Source organism: Pseudomonas sp. GW821-FHT07F05 (genome assembly GCF_059418765.1).
Genome location: NZ_JBWKQL010000001.1, coordinates 449,126 through 464,873, shown reverse-complemented (window position 1 = coordinate 464,873; position 15,748 = coordinate 449,126). Strand labels below are relative to the sequence as shown.

Here is a 15,748-nt window from a genome sequence, read left to right as displayed (position 1 = left end):
AGGATGAAACGAGCGGCTGGTCGGTCCAGGACGACTGTGATGAAATGCGACCCCCCTCTCTACCGCGCCGCGCCGCCATCACTCGCCGTGAAACCCCGACTGATCCGCCATCTGTTCGTGCCGCCGCTGATCATCCTGTTGATGATTGCGCTGGGTTACGTCACGTATCTGTACAGCGAGAAGAACGCCATCAAGGCGCTGGGTGAAAACGGTCAGCGTCAGCTGGAGCTGCACGCGCGCACCGTCGAGAGCGAGATCAACAAGTACAACTACCTGCCCAGCGTGCTGGAGCTGGAATCCAACGTTTCCGACCTGCTCAACAATCCGTCTGCGGAGTTGCGCGCCAAGGTCAACGATTACCTCGAAGGCCTGAACCGGCGCAGCCGCAGTCGGGCCATCTATGTGCTCGACACGACCGGCCGGGTGCTGGCAACGAGCAACTGGCGCGATGCCGACAGTTACCTCGGTGAGGACCTGTCTTTCCGCGCCTATTATCAGGACGCGATTCGCGGTCTGCCGGGCCGCTTCTACGGCATCGGCAGCACCACTGGCGAACCGGGTTACTACCTGGCCCACGGGCTGGAGGAGAAAGGCAAGATCATCGGCGTCGCGGTGATCAAGGTCCGGCTCGAAGCGCTGGAAGAACGCTGGCAGCGCGCGCGCCTGGAAGCGTTTGTCAGCGACGAGAACGGCATCATCATTCTCTCCAGCGACCCGGCCCGACGGCTGAAATCAGTCCGTCCGCTGACCGCCGAGATCAAGGAGCGGCTGGCGCGCAGCCTGCAGTATTACTGGTGGCCGCTCAACGAGCTGGTGCCGCTGGAACGTGAATCGATTGCCGACGGCGTCGAGAAGCTGACCTTTCCTGCAAACACCAGCGTCGATCACGAGCACACGGTGGTGAGTTATCTGGCGCAGACCCGCGAACTGGCCGACACGCCCTGGCACCTGACCCTGCTGACGCCGCTGGAAGACTTGCGCCGGGAAGCCGCCAATCAGGGAATGCTGGTCGCCGTCGCCTGCGCGCTGGTGGCGTTTCTGCTGATTGCCTGGAACGAGCGCCGCAAGGTGATTTCCACCCGCCTCGCCGCCCGTGAAGCGCTGGAACAGGCGAACAACGAGCTGGAACGGCGCATCACCGACCGCACCGCCGACCTTCGCGCGAGCAACGAACGCCTGAAGGGCCAGATTCGTGAACGTCGCCAGGCCGAGGAAACCCTGCGCCAGGCCCAGGATGAATTGATCCAGGCCGGCAAACTCGCCGCCATCGGCCAGATGTCCACCAGCATCGCCCACGAACTGAATCAGCCACTGGCCGCGCTGCGCACGTTGTCGGGCAACACCGTTCGGTTTCTCGAACGGGGCGCGCTGGACACGGCGAGTGCAAACTTGCGCACCATTAACGATCTGGTGGATCGCATGGGCCGCATCACGGCCAGCCTGCGTGCCTTCGCCCGGCGCGGAGAAGACAAGGGCCAGGCGTCCCTGAGTAAGGCGGTCGAGGCTGCACTGCAGTTGCTGGCGGCGCGCCTGGACAATGCGTCGCTGGAGTTGCATCAGCAGATCGACGACGTGGAGTTGGCGATCGACCAGACCCGGCTTGAGCAGATTCTGGTCAACCTGATCGGCAACGCACTGGACGCCATGCAGGCGCAGCCGTTGCCGATTCTGTGGCTGGAAGGTGACGTGTTCGAGGGCCGCTATCGGCTGCGGGTGCGGGACAACGGCCACGGCATCGACGCCGAAGCGCGCAAGCATTTGTTCGAACCCTTCTTTACCACCAAGCCCGGCGAACAGGGACTGGGGTTGGGCCTGACGCTGTCAGCCAGCCTCGCCGCTGCGGCAGGCGGCACGCTCAACGCTGAAGACCCGGCCGAGGGCGGCACGATGTTCGTGCTGGTGTTGCCTCTGGTTGATCCCGGGGCGGCGGGTGTATGAGAGATCAACGCATTGCCGGACATTTTCGGAGCCTGTTTGCTCGCGAAAGCAGTGAGGCAGTCACCCTGTCCAAAAACCTGACACACCGCTTCGCGGGCACGCACTGGAATACACCATGAACACTGATCTGACGGTCCTCATCGTCGAAGACGACCCGCATGTCCTGCTTGGCTGCCAACAGGCGCTGGCGCTGGAAGACATTCACAGCCAGGGCGTGGGCAGCGCGGAAGAAGCGCTGGCGTTGGTCAGTGAGAACTTCGCCGGCATCGTCATCAGTGACATTCGCCTGCCGGGCATGGACGGGCTTGAGCTGCTCAAGCGCCTGAAAGAACGCGACCGGACCCTGCCTGTGGTGCTGATTACCGGCCACGGCGACGTGTCGATGGCCGTCGGCGCGATGCGCGATGGCGCCTACGATTTCATGGAAAAGCCCTTCTCCCCCGAGCGCCTGGTCGACGCCGCCCGCCGCGCCCTGGAGCAGCGCGGGCTGGCCCGGGAGGTCTGGTCGCTGCGCCGCCAACTGGCCGAGCGCAACTCCCTGGAAGGCAAGATCATTGGCCGCTCCCAGGCGATGCAGACCCTGCGCGCGCTGATCGCCAACGTCGCGGACACCTCGGCCAATGTGCTGATCGAAGGCGAAACCGGCACCGGGAAAGAACTCGTCGCTCGCTGCCTGCATGACTTCAGCCGCCGCCATGACCATCAGTTCGTAGCACTCAACTGCGGCGGCCTGCCAGAAAGCTTGTTCGAAAGCGAGATCTTCGGTCACGAGGCCAACGCGTTCACCGGCGCCGGCAAACGCCGCATCGGCAAGATCGAACACGCGCACAACGGCACGCTGTTTCTCGACGAAGTGGAAAGCATGCCCATCAACCTGCAGATCAAACTGCTGCGGGTGTTGCAGGAGCGCACGCTGGAGCGACTGGGTTCAAATCAGAGCGTAGCGGTGGATTGCCGGGTGATTGCGGCGACCAAGTCGGAGCTGAATGCGCTGAGCAAAGCGGGCCAGTTTCGCAGCGACCTGTATTACCGGCTGAACGTGGTGACCCTCGAACTGCCGCCCTTGCGCGAGCGGCGCGAAGACATCCTGCAGTTGTTCGAACATTTTCTGCAGCAGTCGTCACTGCGCTTTGACCGGGAAGCGCCGCACCTGGACGCACAGACCCGCTCGGCGCTGCTCGCCCACGACTGGCCGGGCAACGTGCGCGAGCTGCGCAACGTCGCAGAGCGCTACGCATTGGGCCTGCCGGCGTTCAAGACCGCCGGTGCGGAAGTCGCCACCCAGAGCCTTGATTTCGCCGAAGCGGTGGAAGCGTTTGAGAAGAACCTGCTGGGCGAGGCGTTGCAGCGCAGCGGCGGGAATCTCAGTCAGGCCAGCCAGGAACTGGGCATGGCCAAGACCACGTTGTTCGACAAGGTGAAGAAATACGGGTTGGGGTGAGCACTATCTCCGCTTGGTGATTCTGGCCTTAGGAGGGCGCTCTGATCGAGCATGCCGACACCGCCGAGATATCTGCCGACACATGACCTGTGGGAGCGAGCTTGCTCGCGAAGGGGACAGTACATCCGCTTAATCTTCAGCGGCTGAAATACCGTCTTCGTGAGCAAGCTCACTCCCACAAGGACCGCGTTATCTGTCCCACAGGTCGGCGTCTGAACGACCGGAATTTCTAAAAGTCAGTGCTGCCAATGAGCGCATCAACCTCTGCCGCCGTCGGCGCAGTCGCCGGGCCCCAGCGGGTGACGGCAATGGCCGCAGCCGCATTGGCGCGCAATGCCGCTTGCGACGTTGAAAGCCCTGATGCCAGCCCGGCCAGCAACACCCCCGCATGGGCATCGCCGGCGCCGTTGGTGTCGATGGCCGTCACCGGAAACCCCCGAACGTGTCGCGCCTCGGAACCCTGACGGATCCAGCAGCCGTTCGGTCCGTCGCGCACAACAATCAGCGCGTCAGTGCGGAGCCAGTGCGCCAGCCTGTCGAGGGCCCCATCGATCGTCTCGCAGCGGGTGAAGCGCAGCGCCTCTTCGGCATTGCTCGTCCACAGCGTGATCAATGGCAACACCGCCGGCATGCCGGACGCTTCCGGCGAATCGATCAGCGGCCCCGGGTCGAACACCATGCCCGCCCCCGCCGGCAACCGCGCGAGCCAATCCAGCAGCGTCGACACCTTGCATTCGTGCAGCAAGCTGTAGCCACTGACGAACACGAAATCCTCAGCCTGCACATCAACGCCGCGCAGATCCTCAGCCGACAAACCGCCCTCGGCACCAACGTAGGAAATGAACGAACGCTCGGCCGAAGGCTCGATGAGCGCCACCGACAGGCCCGTGTCCTGAGCCGTGGACGCCGCCGCCGCGATGTCGATGCCTTCAGCCGCCATGGCCTGTCGCGCCAGATCGCCAAAGCGCCCCGCGCCGTGGCGACCGAGATACACCGTTGCCATGCCACTGCGTCGTGCGGCGGCCATCACGTTGAATCCCCCGCCGGTTTCGAAAGCCGCCGAACGGGCGAGCACATCGCCGCCGGAACGTGGCAAAGCGTCAAGGGCCATGACCAGATCGACCACGACCTGGCCCGTGTAGAGCAATCTAGCGGGCATGAACAACCTCTTTTGCAACGACACGACGGTCACGGGCACCGCCGAGCAAGGCATACAGACCACCCGCCACCAGGAAGGTGACGATCCAGCCCAGCCCGTTATGGCCAAACCATGAGTCCGACAGCAAGCCCTTGAATATCACGTTCTCCGGCGTGGTGGCGACGGTGGTGAAACTGTAACCGAGCACGATGGCCAGGGCCCACGCACCCAGCGCACGCCACTCGATGCCGCCGCGATACCAATAGGCGCTGCGCGGCGAAACGTCCATCAAGTCAGCCGGTGAGTAGTAGTGGCGGTGCATCAGGTCGACGATGAAGATCCCAACCCACGCGGTAATCGGCACGGCGAGCATTGAAATGAACGTGATGAAGGGGCCGTAAAAACTGTCGGCGATCAGCATGAAGTAAATCGATCCGGCGAAGATTGCCACGATGTCGACAATCACCGCATGCACGCGCTTGATCTTCAGGCCTAGCGTCAGCGTGGTCAGCCCTGCCGAGTACACCGACAGGTTATTCGAGAGCAGCAGCCCGCCGAACGCCGTGATCAGGTACGGCACGGCCATCCAGGTCGGCAGCAGCTCGCGGATCGCGATGATCGGATCGGTGGCCGACGCCAAGTGGTCGTTGCCCACCGACAGCAGTCCGCCCAGGGTGATCAGCAACACCAGCGGGATGCCGGCGCCGAAAGCCGCCGAGGCCACCAGCCGCGTGGCCTTGACGCTGCGATGCTGGTAGCGCGACATATCAGCGCCTGCGTTGGCCCAGCCGATGCCCGTGCCTGCCGCCATGGTGCCGATCCCGATGATCATCGCGCTCACCGGTGCAGGCGCAGCGTTGAACACAGCGGCCCAGTCGATGTGCGCGATCAGGAAGCCGCCGACGATCACGTTCAACGCGCCGAAGATGTACGTCGCCCATTTCTGGATGACCAGCAAAGTGGCATGGCCGAGGCCGGAAACGGTCAGTGTCATCAGCACGAAAATCGCGATGAACACCAGGGTCAGGCCCGGCGCACTCTTGGCCTCCACGGGCGTGGCGAAGAGAATCGAACACAGCGACAGCAGTACGAAAGCGGCGGTCGTGGTGTTCACGGTTTCCCAGCCCAGACGCGACATCAGCGAAACGATGGTCGGACCGATATTCCCGCGCACGCCAAAGATGGCCCGCGAGAGCGTAAGACTCGGCGCCCTGCCCCGGCGGCCTGCAATGGAAATGACCCCGACCACCGCAAACGAGCCGGCCGCGCCGAGGATCGCCACGATGATCGCCTGCCCGATCGACAGCCCGCGAAAGGCCACGAGCGTCGCCCCCAGCGGCAGACCGAGGATGCTGATATTGGCCGCGAACCACACCCAGAAAAGCTGCAACGGGTGGCCGTTGCATTCGTTTTCCGGAACCGGTTCGATGCCGCGTGTTTCAAGCTGACCTGCGCCTTGAGCGGCGTTGGATGACGTCATGTGAATGCTCCTGTGCCATTTGTTCTGGTTGTGGGCAGTGCGCAAAGCAAACGACATCCGTGTCAGCGTGGGCTTTTGCAGGCTGCAAAAACCCTGGCTCGCCGCTGCATAGAGCCGCGAGGTAGGTCTTATTCGTTAAACGGGCTGGCGTGGGTCGGATCAGACCCCGCGCAGGGACAGCAACTGCTCGACAACCGGATACAGGTCGAGTCCGTTGACGGTCTGGATCTGTTTGATCAGCGGCTCAGGCCAGGCGCCCATGCCGGCGCAGGCACCGAGCATCGCCCCGAGAATGGCGGCGATGGTGTCGGTGTCGCCGCCCAGGCTAGCGGCCATGCACAGCGCATCGAATGCCGAGACCTGCCCGCGAGCCACGTGATGCGCGAGGGCGAAGGCCGCGACCACCGATTCCTGGGAGGCGACCGACGTGCCGATCACGTCATAAATCAGATCGGGCAGTTGTTCGTTGCTGCACCCGGCGCACAGGTCTCTGGCCCACTGGATGCGCGCGGCGATGCGGCCCCCGGCGATCCAGTAGCCGAAGCCCTCGGCCTCTCGGGCGATGCGCGCGCCGACCTCCAGGGCTTCGCCGAGGCTGGCACCGCTGATGCCCGCCGAGACCACCGCGGCCACCGCCGCTGCGCTGGAGATGCCGAGAGTAGTGTTGTGGGTGACCTGGCAGGCCTGTTTGACCGCCTCGATGAAGCGCGCTTCTTCGCGCACATCAAAGGCAATGCCCACCGGCGTGATGCGCATGGCGGCGCCGTTGGTGGTGCCGAAACGCCCGGCCTCCTCAGGGCTGTGCCCGGCCAGAATCATCTCGATGGCGCGCTTGGTCGAAGGGCCCAGCAGGTCTTGCGACCCTTTGGCCTGCATCACCGCCTCCCAGTCAATCAGGTGTTGCGCCAGGTCCGAAGGCTCGATGCGCCCTTCTCCGGCAACCAGCAATTCGGCGACCAGGACCGCCTGCTCGGTGTCGTCGGTGATCGACCCGGCGGGCATGTTCGGCGCAATGGGCTGATCGGCACCGGCGGCCTGCAAGGTTGTGATGCGGTCGAATCGCTGCCTGATCTGCTCGCGACTGAGGGACTGCGTCGGCATGCCCAGCGCGTCGCCCAGAGCCAGTCCGTAGAAAGCGCCGAGGCCTCGGTCGCGGGTGTCGATCAGTGCGGTCATGTAGACGATCCAAAAGCCAGATGCAGACGAAAATGCACGGGGTCCAGAAGACTTTCCACGTGCTCCATGAAACGTTCGCGGCGATCGAACGTTGTGCGCGTCGCCTTGAGAAACACCGAGCCCGGCTGCCGCAACATCAGCGCCGCGTCGTCGTTGCTCAGGGGCTCGGCGCCGATCCACTGATCGCCCCGATCACCGACATAGCCGTGGGCGGCCAGCGTGACTGTCAGCGAATCTTCGATCAGCCCGTCGCGGGGCAGATTTTCCAGGCCGTCGCAGGCCGGAATCAGCACACGCTCCAGGGAAACCACGCTGCCATCCCCGGCAGTTCGACGGCGATCCAGCGCGATGAACTCGGCTGTGCCAAACCGGCCCGCCAGATCAGGCCGCTGCACCGCCACCAGACGCAGAATCTCGGTGCTGACCTTGGCGCCGGTGTCGGCCAGAGCCTGTGCCCACCCGGCACGCTGATCCAGCGAGATGCCGTCATAGGTCACGATCGAACCGACGCCGGTTTGCGTGGCGATGTAGTTGCGTCGCTTGAGCTCGGACAGCGCTTCCCGGAGCGTGCCACGGCTGACGTTGAATTCCTGCGCGAGCAGGTTCTCACCGGGCAACAATTCGCCCGACCCCATCTGGCCGCTCTCGATGCGTCGGGCCAGCTCGTCCACCACGCGTTTTTTCTTGTCGAATCGAACCTGTCTAATCATGTACAAATTGATATCCGAAAGTGGCTGGGAGGAGCAAGTGTTTTTTGAAATGCAATGGTCGATGAGTAACAGCAGATGACGGTCAGCAGCGCGCGTGTTGATAAGTGTCCAAAGCCTGAGAGCCCGGAATACCCACAGGCGCGCTGCAGGTCATGGTCGACTACCCGCTTTAGTCGACCGGGTTAACCACGCTCGATTCTTCGCCCACGATCTGACGAATGGCGCTGACGAACACGTCGACAGGCTGCCCACCGGAAACGGCGTACTGGTCGTTGAAGACGATTGTCGGCACCGAGCTCACGCCCCGCGATACCCACAATTGTTCCAGTTCGCGAACTTCGCTGGCGTACTGGTCGCTGCCCAGCAAGGCCTCGGCGCGCACTCGATCCAGGCCCACTTTCTGCGCGACATCCGCCAGTACCTGATGGCTGGATACGTTGGCGTGCTGGCTGAAATAGGCGGTGAACAGCGCTTCTTTCAGCGCGTGTTGCTTGCCTTCCAGCTCGGCCCAATGAAGCAGTCGATGGGCGTCGAAGGTGTTGAATATGCGTCGCTCGCCCTGCTTGAAGACAAACCCGAGTTCTGCGCCGCGCTCGCGAATGTTTTCGGCATTGGCCTGGAATTGCTCGCGGGTCGAGCCGTACTTTTCGGCTATGTGCTCGAAGAGGTCCTGGCCTTCCGGCGGCATCTGCGGGTTGAGTTCGAAGGGCTGGAAGTGAATGTCGGCTTGAACTTCATCGCCCAGATGCTCGAGCGCCTGGTCCAGCGCGCGCAGGCCGACGATGCACCAAGGGCAGGATACGTCGGAGATGAAGTCGATTTTCAGCGGAATGCTCATGGCAGCCTCGTGCAAGAGAGGAAAAGCTGCACGATACGCCGATCACGGCGGCGCTCACACCCTACACCGGCGCGCTTGTTCTCAAGCAGCGGATCAAGCCCGCCGCTGCATCAGAGCTGGGCGACGTGGGAAGCGTCCTCGCGATGCTCGCGTAAATACGGCAATACGGCCGCCAGCAACGGGGCTTTGAAGGCTTCCTGAAAACGGTGGGCCAAGCCGGGAATGAGCTTCAGTTGACTGCCCTGAATGTGCGCCGCTACATGAATGCCATGCATCACTGGCAACAGCGGATCCGCCGTGCCGTGCACGACAAGCGTCGGCACCCGCAGACGATTCAACAGCTCCACGCGGCTGGGTTCAGCGAGGATCGCCAGAATCTGCCGTTTCACGCCTTCAGGATTGAACGCCCGGTCGTAGGAAACCGCCGCCTGATGCAGCAGCATTTGTCGATCATCCTTGACCTGCGGGCTGCCCAACGCAGCCAGCAAATCAGCCTGCTGCTCGAGTGCGGTCTGCCGGTCCGGCGCGCCACGACGGGCGAGCAGTTGCAACAACGCCGGGCTGGGCATCGGCAGGCCGGGCGCGCCGGAGCTGGTCATGATCAGCGTCAGACTTTCCAAGCGCTTGGGCGCCATGTCGGCCAGATGCTGCGCAATCATGCCGCCCATGCTCGCCCCCAGCACATGGAATTGCTGAACATGCAGCGCATCCATCAGGCCTAGCGCATCCTGAGCCATGTCGGTCAGGGAATACGGCGCCGACACCGGCAGGCCGATCTTGTAGCGCAGCACTTCATAGGTGAGGTTGGCGCTTGAGGGGGCCTGGACCCAGGTCGACAATCCGACATCCCGGTTGTCGTAGCGAATCACGCGAAAACCCTGCTGACACAGGGCAACGACCACCTCATCCGGCCAGTGGATCAACTGCCCGCCAAGCCCCATGACCAGCAGCAGCGCCGGGTCGGAATCACGCCCGATGCTCTGATACGCCAGGTGCACGTCATCGAGCTCGGCCACCTGCGTGGGAACGTCAACATCGCATCGAGAGGCCGCAAAAGACGGCAGGCTGCACAAGAGCGCAGCCAGAAAAAGTAAAACCCGCATGGAAAAACACCGACACACAGAACCCCAGTAGGCCGCGAGTCTGATGAAGTTTGCTCAAGCGCGCTGCCACAGTTGCGTGACAGTTTGATGAAGAGGGCTGAGCGGTAGCAAAACGGTCATCTCGCCCTGCATTCACGCGGCCGCTGTTGCCGGAGTGCTGATCGAATCCGAGACCCAGAGGTTGTCGGCGAAGCGCAACTGAGCTTCCTTCACAACTTCCAGCGCGGCTTCAGCGTTGGCGCTGGCCGCGTCCAGTTCACCCACAACGCCCAATGACAGCACTTTGTAGGTCGGCAGGCGATCCAGCACCAAGGGCATTTGTTCAGGCGCACTGAGCACATCGACATGCAGGCCTTGCACAGGCAGGCACACCGCGAGGCCGAGGTTACTGCCCAGCCCAAGACCGCCACACGAAACCGCGAGCAGCTTTTTAAGCGGCGAATATTGCAGGGCGTGGTAGGCGCGCTCGAAGGCGTTCTTCCAGTCCTGTGGCAAGTCCAGGGTCAGGATCGGCTCGTCGATCTGCACCCACTCGACGCCCTTGCCCGCCAGCCGCCCGAGGATCTCGCCATACACCGGCAGCAGACGGTCAAGCAGATCAAGCTTGTCGAAGCCCTCACCCTCCGCCTGCCCCAGCCAGAGGTACGTCAACGGGCCGATGAGCTCCGGCCGGATCGTTTGGCCCTGCGCGCGGGCTTCATCAACCTCATCGAACAGCGGCGCCCAGTTCAGGTTAAAGCGTTGGTCCGGAGTGAACGTCGGCACTGAATCCACCTCAACGCCGTTACCCAGCGTCTCGAGGATGTGCTTGAAGCCCCTGGCCACGCCGATGTGAGGAAAATTAGAGTTGTTGACCTGGCCCATGCTGACTGCTTCCTTCAAAAGATGGCGCCATTGTCGACACTTCCCCTTACATGAGACAAACTCATTAAATTCGTGTTGATCACAAAATTTACTCATGGAGCGCCATCGGTGCTGGAAATTCGCCACCTGAAAACCCTGCATGCATTACGCGAAGCAGACAGCCTTGTTGATGCGGCTGACCGATTGCATCTGACCCAATCGGCGCTGTCTCACCAGTTCAAAGAGCTGGAAGAGCGCATGGGCATGCCGCTGTTCGTGCGCAAGACCAAACCGGTGCGGTTCACCAGCGCGGGCTTGCGCCTGCTGCAACTGGCTGACTCGGTGCTGCCGCAACTGCGCCATGCCGAGCGCGATATCTCGAGGCTCGCCGGCGGTGTCGCCGGGCGCCTGCACATGGCCATCGAATGCCACAGTTGCTTTCAGTGGCTGATGCCGACGATCGATCAGTTCCGCGATGCCTGGCCGGAGGTGGAGCTTGATCTGGCGTCGGGTTTCGCTTTCGCACCCCTGCCCGCCCTGGCCCGTGGCGATCTGGATCTGGTGGTGACCTCGGACCCGCTGGAGCTGGCAGGCATTACCTACGTGCCGCTGTTCACCTACGAGGCCATGCTCGCAGTCGCCAACCAGCATCCGCTGGCAGCCAGGCCTTATGTGGTGCCGGAAGACCTGATCAATGAAACCCTGATCACCTACCCCGTCGAGCGCGACCGCCTGGACATCTTCACGCGTTTCCTTGAACCAGCCGACATCGAACCGGCGCAGGTGCGCACGTCCGAACTGACGGTGATGATGATGCAACTGGTCGCCAGCGGACGCGGCGTCTGTGGGATGCCGCACTGGGCGCTGCATGAATACAGCTCACGCGGCTACGTGAAGGGCAAGCGGCTGGGGGAAAAAGGATTGTTCGCCACGCTGTACGCGGCGATTCGCGCAGACATGCTGGACGCGCCCTACATGCGTGACTTCCTGCTGACGGCGAAGGACACGTCGTTTTCGACACTGGATGGGGTGAGCGCGGTTCGTTAATCCGCCCCGCTGCTTAACCCATGCAATGCAGCCCTGCAAATCAGGCGTTTTGCAGGCTTCGGTACAGCGGCAATATCGAGTCCCGGGTCAGCGGCGCCAAGTGCAGCTGGTCAATATCTCTGCCGTCGACCCAGATGGCTTCTTCGATCTCGGCTGCAGGATTGACCGGGTCCTCAACCTGAACGCCATAGAGCTGGCAATTCACTTCGAAGCCCGGTTCATTCGCCGCTACCGCCGAAAACTCACCCAGGAATCGCGTTTGCTCCGGCGCGATGACCAGCCCCAATTCCTCGTTCAGCTCACGGGCCAGCGCATCGAGCGCCGACTCACCGGCGTCGATCTTGCCGCCCGGCTGCATGAACGCTTCGGTCCCGCGTTTGCGCACCAGCAATGTTTTGCCATCGGCACGGGTCAGCAGCGCGGCGGCGATACGGAGGGTTTTCACCGTCACAGCACCACCTCGGTCTTCAGCGCGCGGGTTTCTTCGGCGCGTTCCAGCGCCAGCGTGATCAACCGGTCGATCAGCTCGGCGTAGCTCAATCCGCTGGCCTGCCAGAGTTTCGGGTACATGCTGATGGAGGTGAAACCGGGGAGCGTGTTGACCTCGTTGATGATGATTTCCCGTGCCTCGGTGACAAAGAAATCCACCCGTGCCAAACCGGCGCAGCCCAGCACGCGATAGGCCTGCAGCGCCACTTCACGCACGGCTTCGCTCATGTCTTCGGGCATCTGCGCGGGGATCGCGATGCGCGCCTGACCGTCGTTCAGGTACTTGGTGTCGTAGGCATAAAACTCGTCATTGGCGACGACTTCACCGCACACGCTGACCTTCGGTTCGTGGTTACCCAGCACGGCGCATTCCACTTCACGACCGACGATGCCCTGCTCGATCAGCACCTTGTTGTCGTAGTCAAAAGCCAGCTTCAGCGCAGCGGCATAACCGGCTTCGTCGACGACTTTGCTCACGCCGACCGACGATCCCTGACACGCCGGCTTGACGAAAAGCGGCAGGCCCAGTTGTGCCGAGACGCTGACAAAATCCACCGTCTCGCCACGGTGAAGGACCACAAACGGCGCAACCGAAATACCCGCATCGCGCAGCAGCCGTTTGGTCACGTCCTTGTCCATGCAGGCCGCGGAGCTCAGCACATCCGGGCCCACGAACGGAATGTCCAGCAGGCGCAACATGCCCTGCAGGCAGCCGTCTTCCCCGAAACTGCCGTGGATCAACGGGAACACCACGTCGATGCGCGGCACCTCTGCGCCGGTCTGCACTTCCACGAACTGCGGCCCGCTGGCGCCTGGCATCAGCGAAAGAAGGCGGCCGGATTCACTGAGTTTGATGTGCGCAGGATCGGTGGGGTTCTGCAGGTAATCCTGCTCGTCGAAGCGCAGCCAATGGCCCTGCTTGTCGACGCCGATAAGGATGATGGAGAAGTTGTTGCGATCAATCGCGTTGATCACGTTGCGCGCCGACTGCAACGACACTTCATGCTCGGAGGATTGCCCACCGAAAACGATGGCGACTGACTTTTTCAAAGGGGGATGCTCCTGAATTTCAGGCCGCAGAGCTAAAAGCAATTTGGCCCGATAGTCCAGTGCCAAGGTGGCCTGCAAGACGGAATACAGTGAAAAACGGCAAAAAAAATCCCGCGCCCGGGTGATCGACTGGCGATGCCCGGAGCGCGGGAGGTGCTGCTGTCATTCCTCTTTCTTGGCGCCGGAGCCAAAGGTGGCGAAGCGCTTGTTGAAGCCAGCGATACGGCCTTCGGTGGTGGTCTTGCGCTGTTGGCCGGTGTACATGGGATGCGACGCGCTGGACACATCGAGGGCAACGTAAGGGTAGGAGTTGCCATCGGTGTGGGTGTGCGTGCGGTCGGTGTCAACCGTGGAGCCGATCAGAAAAAACACATCGGCAGCGGTGTCGTGGAACAGCACTTGGCGGTAGTCGGGATGGATGTCGGCTTTCATCGTCTTTCTCCAGAATGTAAGCAATCATGTAATACGTTATACAGTATCAATTCAGCAAAGTTCAATCGGAAACGATTTTGTAACCGTTACAACTTTCGGCTTTTCCGGCGCCTCCCCTGCCGCTAACGTTCGCGCCCTGACGACCCAGCCCCGTCACGGACGGGAACGGAATGAACAACACCAGGAGGTAGTGCCATGCACCTGATTGATCGATACGAAATGAGCGTCCCCGCACACATGAAGCTGATTGACGCCCGCAGCGCGTTGAATCATCTGCAGCGTCTGGTCCAGGCAACCGACGGCAAGCCTGACGCCGAGCAACTTGTCAGCCTGCTCGCCACGATCGTGGAGGCTTTTCACGAAGCCGCTGACGACGTCATGCCGGTCAATGACCACGACGTGTTCATGCGCCAGGCGTGCGAGTGGAACTACATCGGGCTGTCTCCCAAAGAGCGCGAAGTGCTCCACGAGATCCGCTGCTGCAATGACGACGGCAAAGAAGACATCTATCGAATGGTCAGCGAGACGCTGGACCGCAAGCCGATGCTGATGCCGGAACCTCAGTAATCCAGGGTTGCGTTCAGGATCTGCTCGCACAAAAAGGGCGCCTGTGGATGGCGCCCGCGCTGCATCGCCCGCCGTGTCACTAGGCCGCTTCTTGAAAATCCATTTCCGGCGGCTGACGACGGAATCCGCCGGTCAGCCACGCCAGGTACACACAGCCGATGGCCAACCAGGCCAGACCGAGCATGATCGCCAGTTTGTCCAGGCTGATCATCAGCCACAGATCGGCAATCAGGCCAATCAGTGGGCAGATCAGGAACAGCAGCAGCTCGCGGGGCCCGCGTTTCTCGCCCGCAATCCAGTAGTGAAAAATGACCGACAGGTTGACCAGACTGAACGCCAGAAACGCGCCGAAGTTGATGAACGAGGTGGACGTGGTGACGTCCAGTTTCAGCGCCAGCAAGGCCACCACCGCGCACAACAGAATACTGTTGACCGGCGTGCCGAATCGTTCGCTCAGGCTGGCAAAGAACGACTTGGGCAACACCCCGTCGCGACCCATCGCATAGAGCAGGCGCGAGCCGCTGGCCTGGGCGGAAAGCCCTGACGCGAACTGCCCGACGATAAGGCCAATGAGGAAGATCGTCACGAACACGTCGCCGCCGATATTGCGCGCGATTTCATAGGCGGCCGAGTCGACATTTTCGAACTGAGCGGAGGGATGGGCAAGCTGCACAAAGTACGACACGCCGACAAAGATCAACCCGCCGATCAGCGTGATGAGCATGATCGCCCGGGGAATGGTGCGACGCGGATCGCGGGTTTCTTCAGTCAGGGTGCTGACGGCGTCGAAGCCCAGGAAGGAATAACAGGCAATCGCCGCTCCGCTCATGATCAACGGCATCTGCATGTCACCGTTCAGGAAGGGCGACAGCGTCCACAACGGTTTGCTGGCATCGCCGCCGATGTAATGGATGCAAAGCGCCACGAAGGCGGCGAGCACCAGGAACTGCACGATCATCAGCAAGGCGTTGATGGTATTGGCGAGCTTGAGGCCAACGATGTTGATCAGGCTGGTCACGACGATGAACGTCAGCACCCACACCGGCTGTGGCACAGACGGGAACGCAGAGCCCAGATACGCGGCACCGATCAGCCAGATCGCCATGGGCAAGAACAGGTAATCCAGCAGCACCGCCCAGCCGGCAATAAACCCCAGCTTGGGGCTGATGGCTTTGCGCACGTAGCTGTAGGCAGAGCCGGCCACCGGAAACGCAGCCGCCATGCGGCCGTAACTCATGGCCGTGAAAAACATGGCAACCAGAGCGGCCAGGTAAGACGCGGGGACCATGCCGCCGGTGGTTTGCGCGAGGATACCAAAGGTGCCGAGCACAATGATGGGGGTCATGTAGGCGATGCCGAACAGCACCACCGACCCTAATGAAAGGGTGCGTTGCAAACGAGCCATGAGCGACTACTCCGAAATTTATAGGTTTTATGGCAGAGAAAAGTGCGGCAGAACAAAGGCGTATTTTTTAGTTGGAGGGCGTGCACCCACT

The 15,748-nt window shown here is 62.0% G+C and carries 14 protein-coding genes and 1 pseudogene; 4 read left to right on the top strand and 11 right to left on the bottom strand.

What is annotated here, in order from left to right:
* The first annotated feature begins 39 nt into the window (after nt 1-39).
* Nucleotides 40-1,938: a two-component sensor histidine kinase AauS gene (gene aauS, locus AC07RO_RS02185; RefSeq protein ID WP_423572199.1), complete on the top strand. Its 1,899-nt coding sequence runs from the start codon at nt 40-42 to the stop codon at nt 1,936-1,938.
* Between the two features lie 115 nt (nt 1,939-2,053).
* Nucleotides 2,054-3,379, top strand: coding sequence for a two-component response regulator AauR (gene aauR / locus AC07RO_RS02180; protein ID WP_495085171.1), 1,326 nt, complete (start codon nt 2,054-2,056; stop codon nt 3,377-3,379).
* A gap of 229 nt (nt 3,380-3,608) precedes the next feature.
* Here the strand turns inward: aauR and AC07RO_RS02175 are convergent, their stop codons facing one another.
* The 7 genes and pseudogenes from AC07RO_RS02175 to AC07RO_RS02145 form a co-directional block, all read right to left on the bottom strand.
* Nucleotides 3,609-4,538: a PfkB family carbohydrate kinase gene (locus AC07RO_RS02175; RefSeq protein WP_495085170.1), complete on the bottom strand. Its 930-nt coding sequence runs from the start codon at nt 4,536-4,538 to the stop codon at nt 3,609-3,611.
* Complete coding sequence (locus tag AC07RO_RS02170) at nt 4,528-5,997, bottom strand: purine-cytosine permease family protein (protein WP_346627487.1); 1,470 nt, start codon at nt 5,995-5,997, stop codon at nt 4,528-4,530. The genes AC07RO_RS02175 and AC07RO_RS02170 overlap by 11 nt, the downstream gene beginning before the upstream one ends.
* 159 nt (nt 5,998-6,156) lie before the next feature.
* On the bottom strand, nt 6,157-7,173 hold the full coding sequence (locus AC07RO_RS02165; protein ID WP_282366232.1) for an ADP-ribosylglycohydrolase family protein: 1,017 nt from the start codon (nt 7,171-7,173) through the stop codon (nt 6,157-6,159).
* Nucleotides 7,170-7,883: a GntR family transcriptional regulator gene (locus AC07RO_RS02160; RefSeq protein WP_192171602.1), complete on the bottom strand. Its 714-nt coding sequence runs from the start codon at nt 7,881-7,883 to the stop codon at nt 7,170-7,172. The genes AC07RO_RS02165 and AC07RO_RS02160 overlap by 4 nt, the downstream gene beginning before the upstream one ends.
* Nucleotides 7,884-8,052: 169 nt before the next feature.
* Nucleotides 8,053-8,721: a DsbA family oxidoreductase gene (locus AC07RO_RS02155; RefSeq protein ID WP_495085169.1), complete on the bottom strand. Its 669-nt coding sequence runs from the start codon at nt 8,719-8,721 to the stop codon at nt 8,053-8,055.
* Between the two features lie 110 nt (nt 8,722-8,831).
* Nucleotides 8,832-9,824: an alpha/beta fold hydrolase gene (locus AC07RO_RS02150; RefSeq protein WP_495085168.1), complete on the bottom strand. Its 993-nt coding sequence runs from the start codon at nt 9,822-9,824 to the stop codon at nt 8,832-8,834.
* Between the two features lie 156 nt (nt 9,825-9,980).
* Nucleotides 9,981-10,589, bottom strand: a pseudogene (locus AC07RO_RS02145) (uroporphyrinogen decarboxylase/cobalamine-independent methonine synthase family protein); the annotation flags it as partial.
* Nucleotides 10,590-10,796: 207 nt separating this feature from the next.
* Here AC07RO_RS02145 and metR point away from each other — a divergent pair.
* Nucleotides 10,797-11,714 carry a transcriptional regulator MetR gene (gene metR, locus AC07RO_RS02140; RefSeq protein WP_065992512.1) on the top strand — a complete coding sequence of 306 codons (918 nt, stop codon included), beginning with the start codon at nt 10,797-10,799 and terminating at the stop codon, nt 11,712-11,714.
* Between the two features lie 40 nt (nt 11,715-11,754).
* On the opposite strand, the gene AC07RO_RS02135 is transcribed toward metR, so the two are convergent.
* From AC07RO_RS02135 to AC07RO_RS02125, 3 genes are all read right to left on the bottom strand, one after another.
* Nucleotides 11,755-12,159, bottom strand: coding sequence for an NUDIX hydrolase (locus AC07RO_RS02135; protein WP_495085167.1), 405 nt, complete (start codon nt 12,157-12,159; stop codon nt 11,755-11,757).
* A 2-nt stretch (nt 12,160-12,161) separates the two neighbouring features.
* Nucleotides 12,162-13,253 carry a D-alanine--D-alanine ligase gene (gene ddlA / locus AC07RO_RS02130; protein WP_495085166.1) on the bottom strand — a complete coding sequence of 364 codons (1,092 nt, stop codon included), beginning with the start codon at nt 13,251-13,253 and terminating at the stop codon, nt 12,162-12,164.
* Nucleotides 13,254-13,415: 162 nt separating this feature from the next.
* Nucleotides 13,416-13,685 (bottom strand): type B 50S ribosomal protein L31, encoded by a 270-nt coding sequence (locus AC07RO_RS02125; RefSeq protein WP_122536087.1) that lies wholly within the window; start codon nt 13,683-13,685, stop codon nt 13,416-13,418.
* Nucleotides 13,686-13,880: 195 nt separating this feature from the next.
* On the opposite strand from AC07RO_RS02125, the gene AC07RO_RS02120 reads away from it, so the two are divergent.
* Nucleotides 13,881-14,252 (top strand): hypothetical protein, encoded by a 372-nt coding sequence (locus AC07RO_RS02120; protein ID WP_423572211.1) that lies wholly within the window; start codon nt 13,881-13,883, stop codon nt 14,250-14,252.
* 79 nt (nt 14,253-14,331) lie between these two features.
* On the opposite strand, the gene AC07RO_RS02115 is transcribed toward AC07RO_RS02120, so the two are convergent.
* The gene (locus AC07RO_RS02115) at nt 14,332-15,657 is read right to left on the bottom strand and encodes an APC family permease (protein ID WP_192171609.1); all 1,326 of its coding nucleotides are present in this window, start codon (nt 15,655-15,657) and stop codon (nt 14,332-14,334) included.
* Nucleotides 15,658-15,748: the final 91 nt, after the last annotated feature.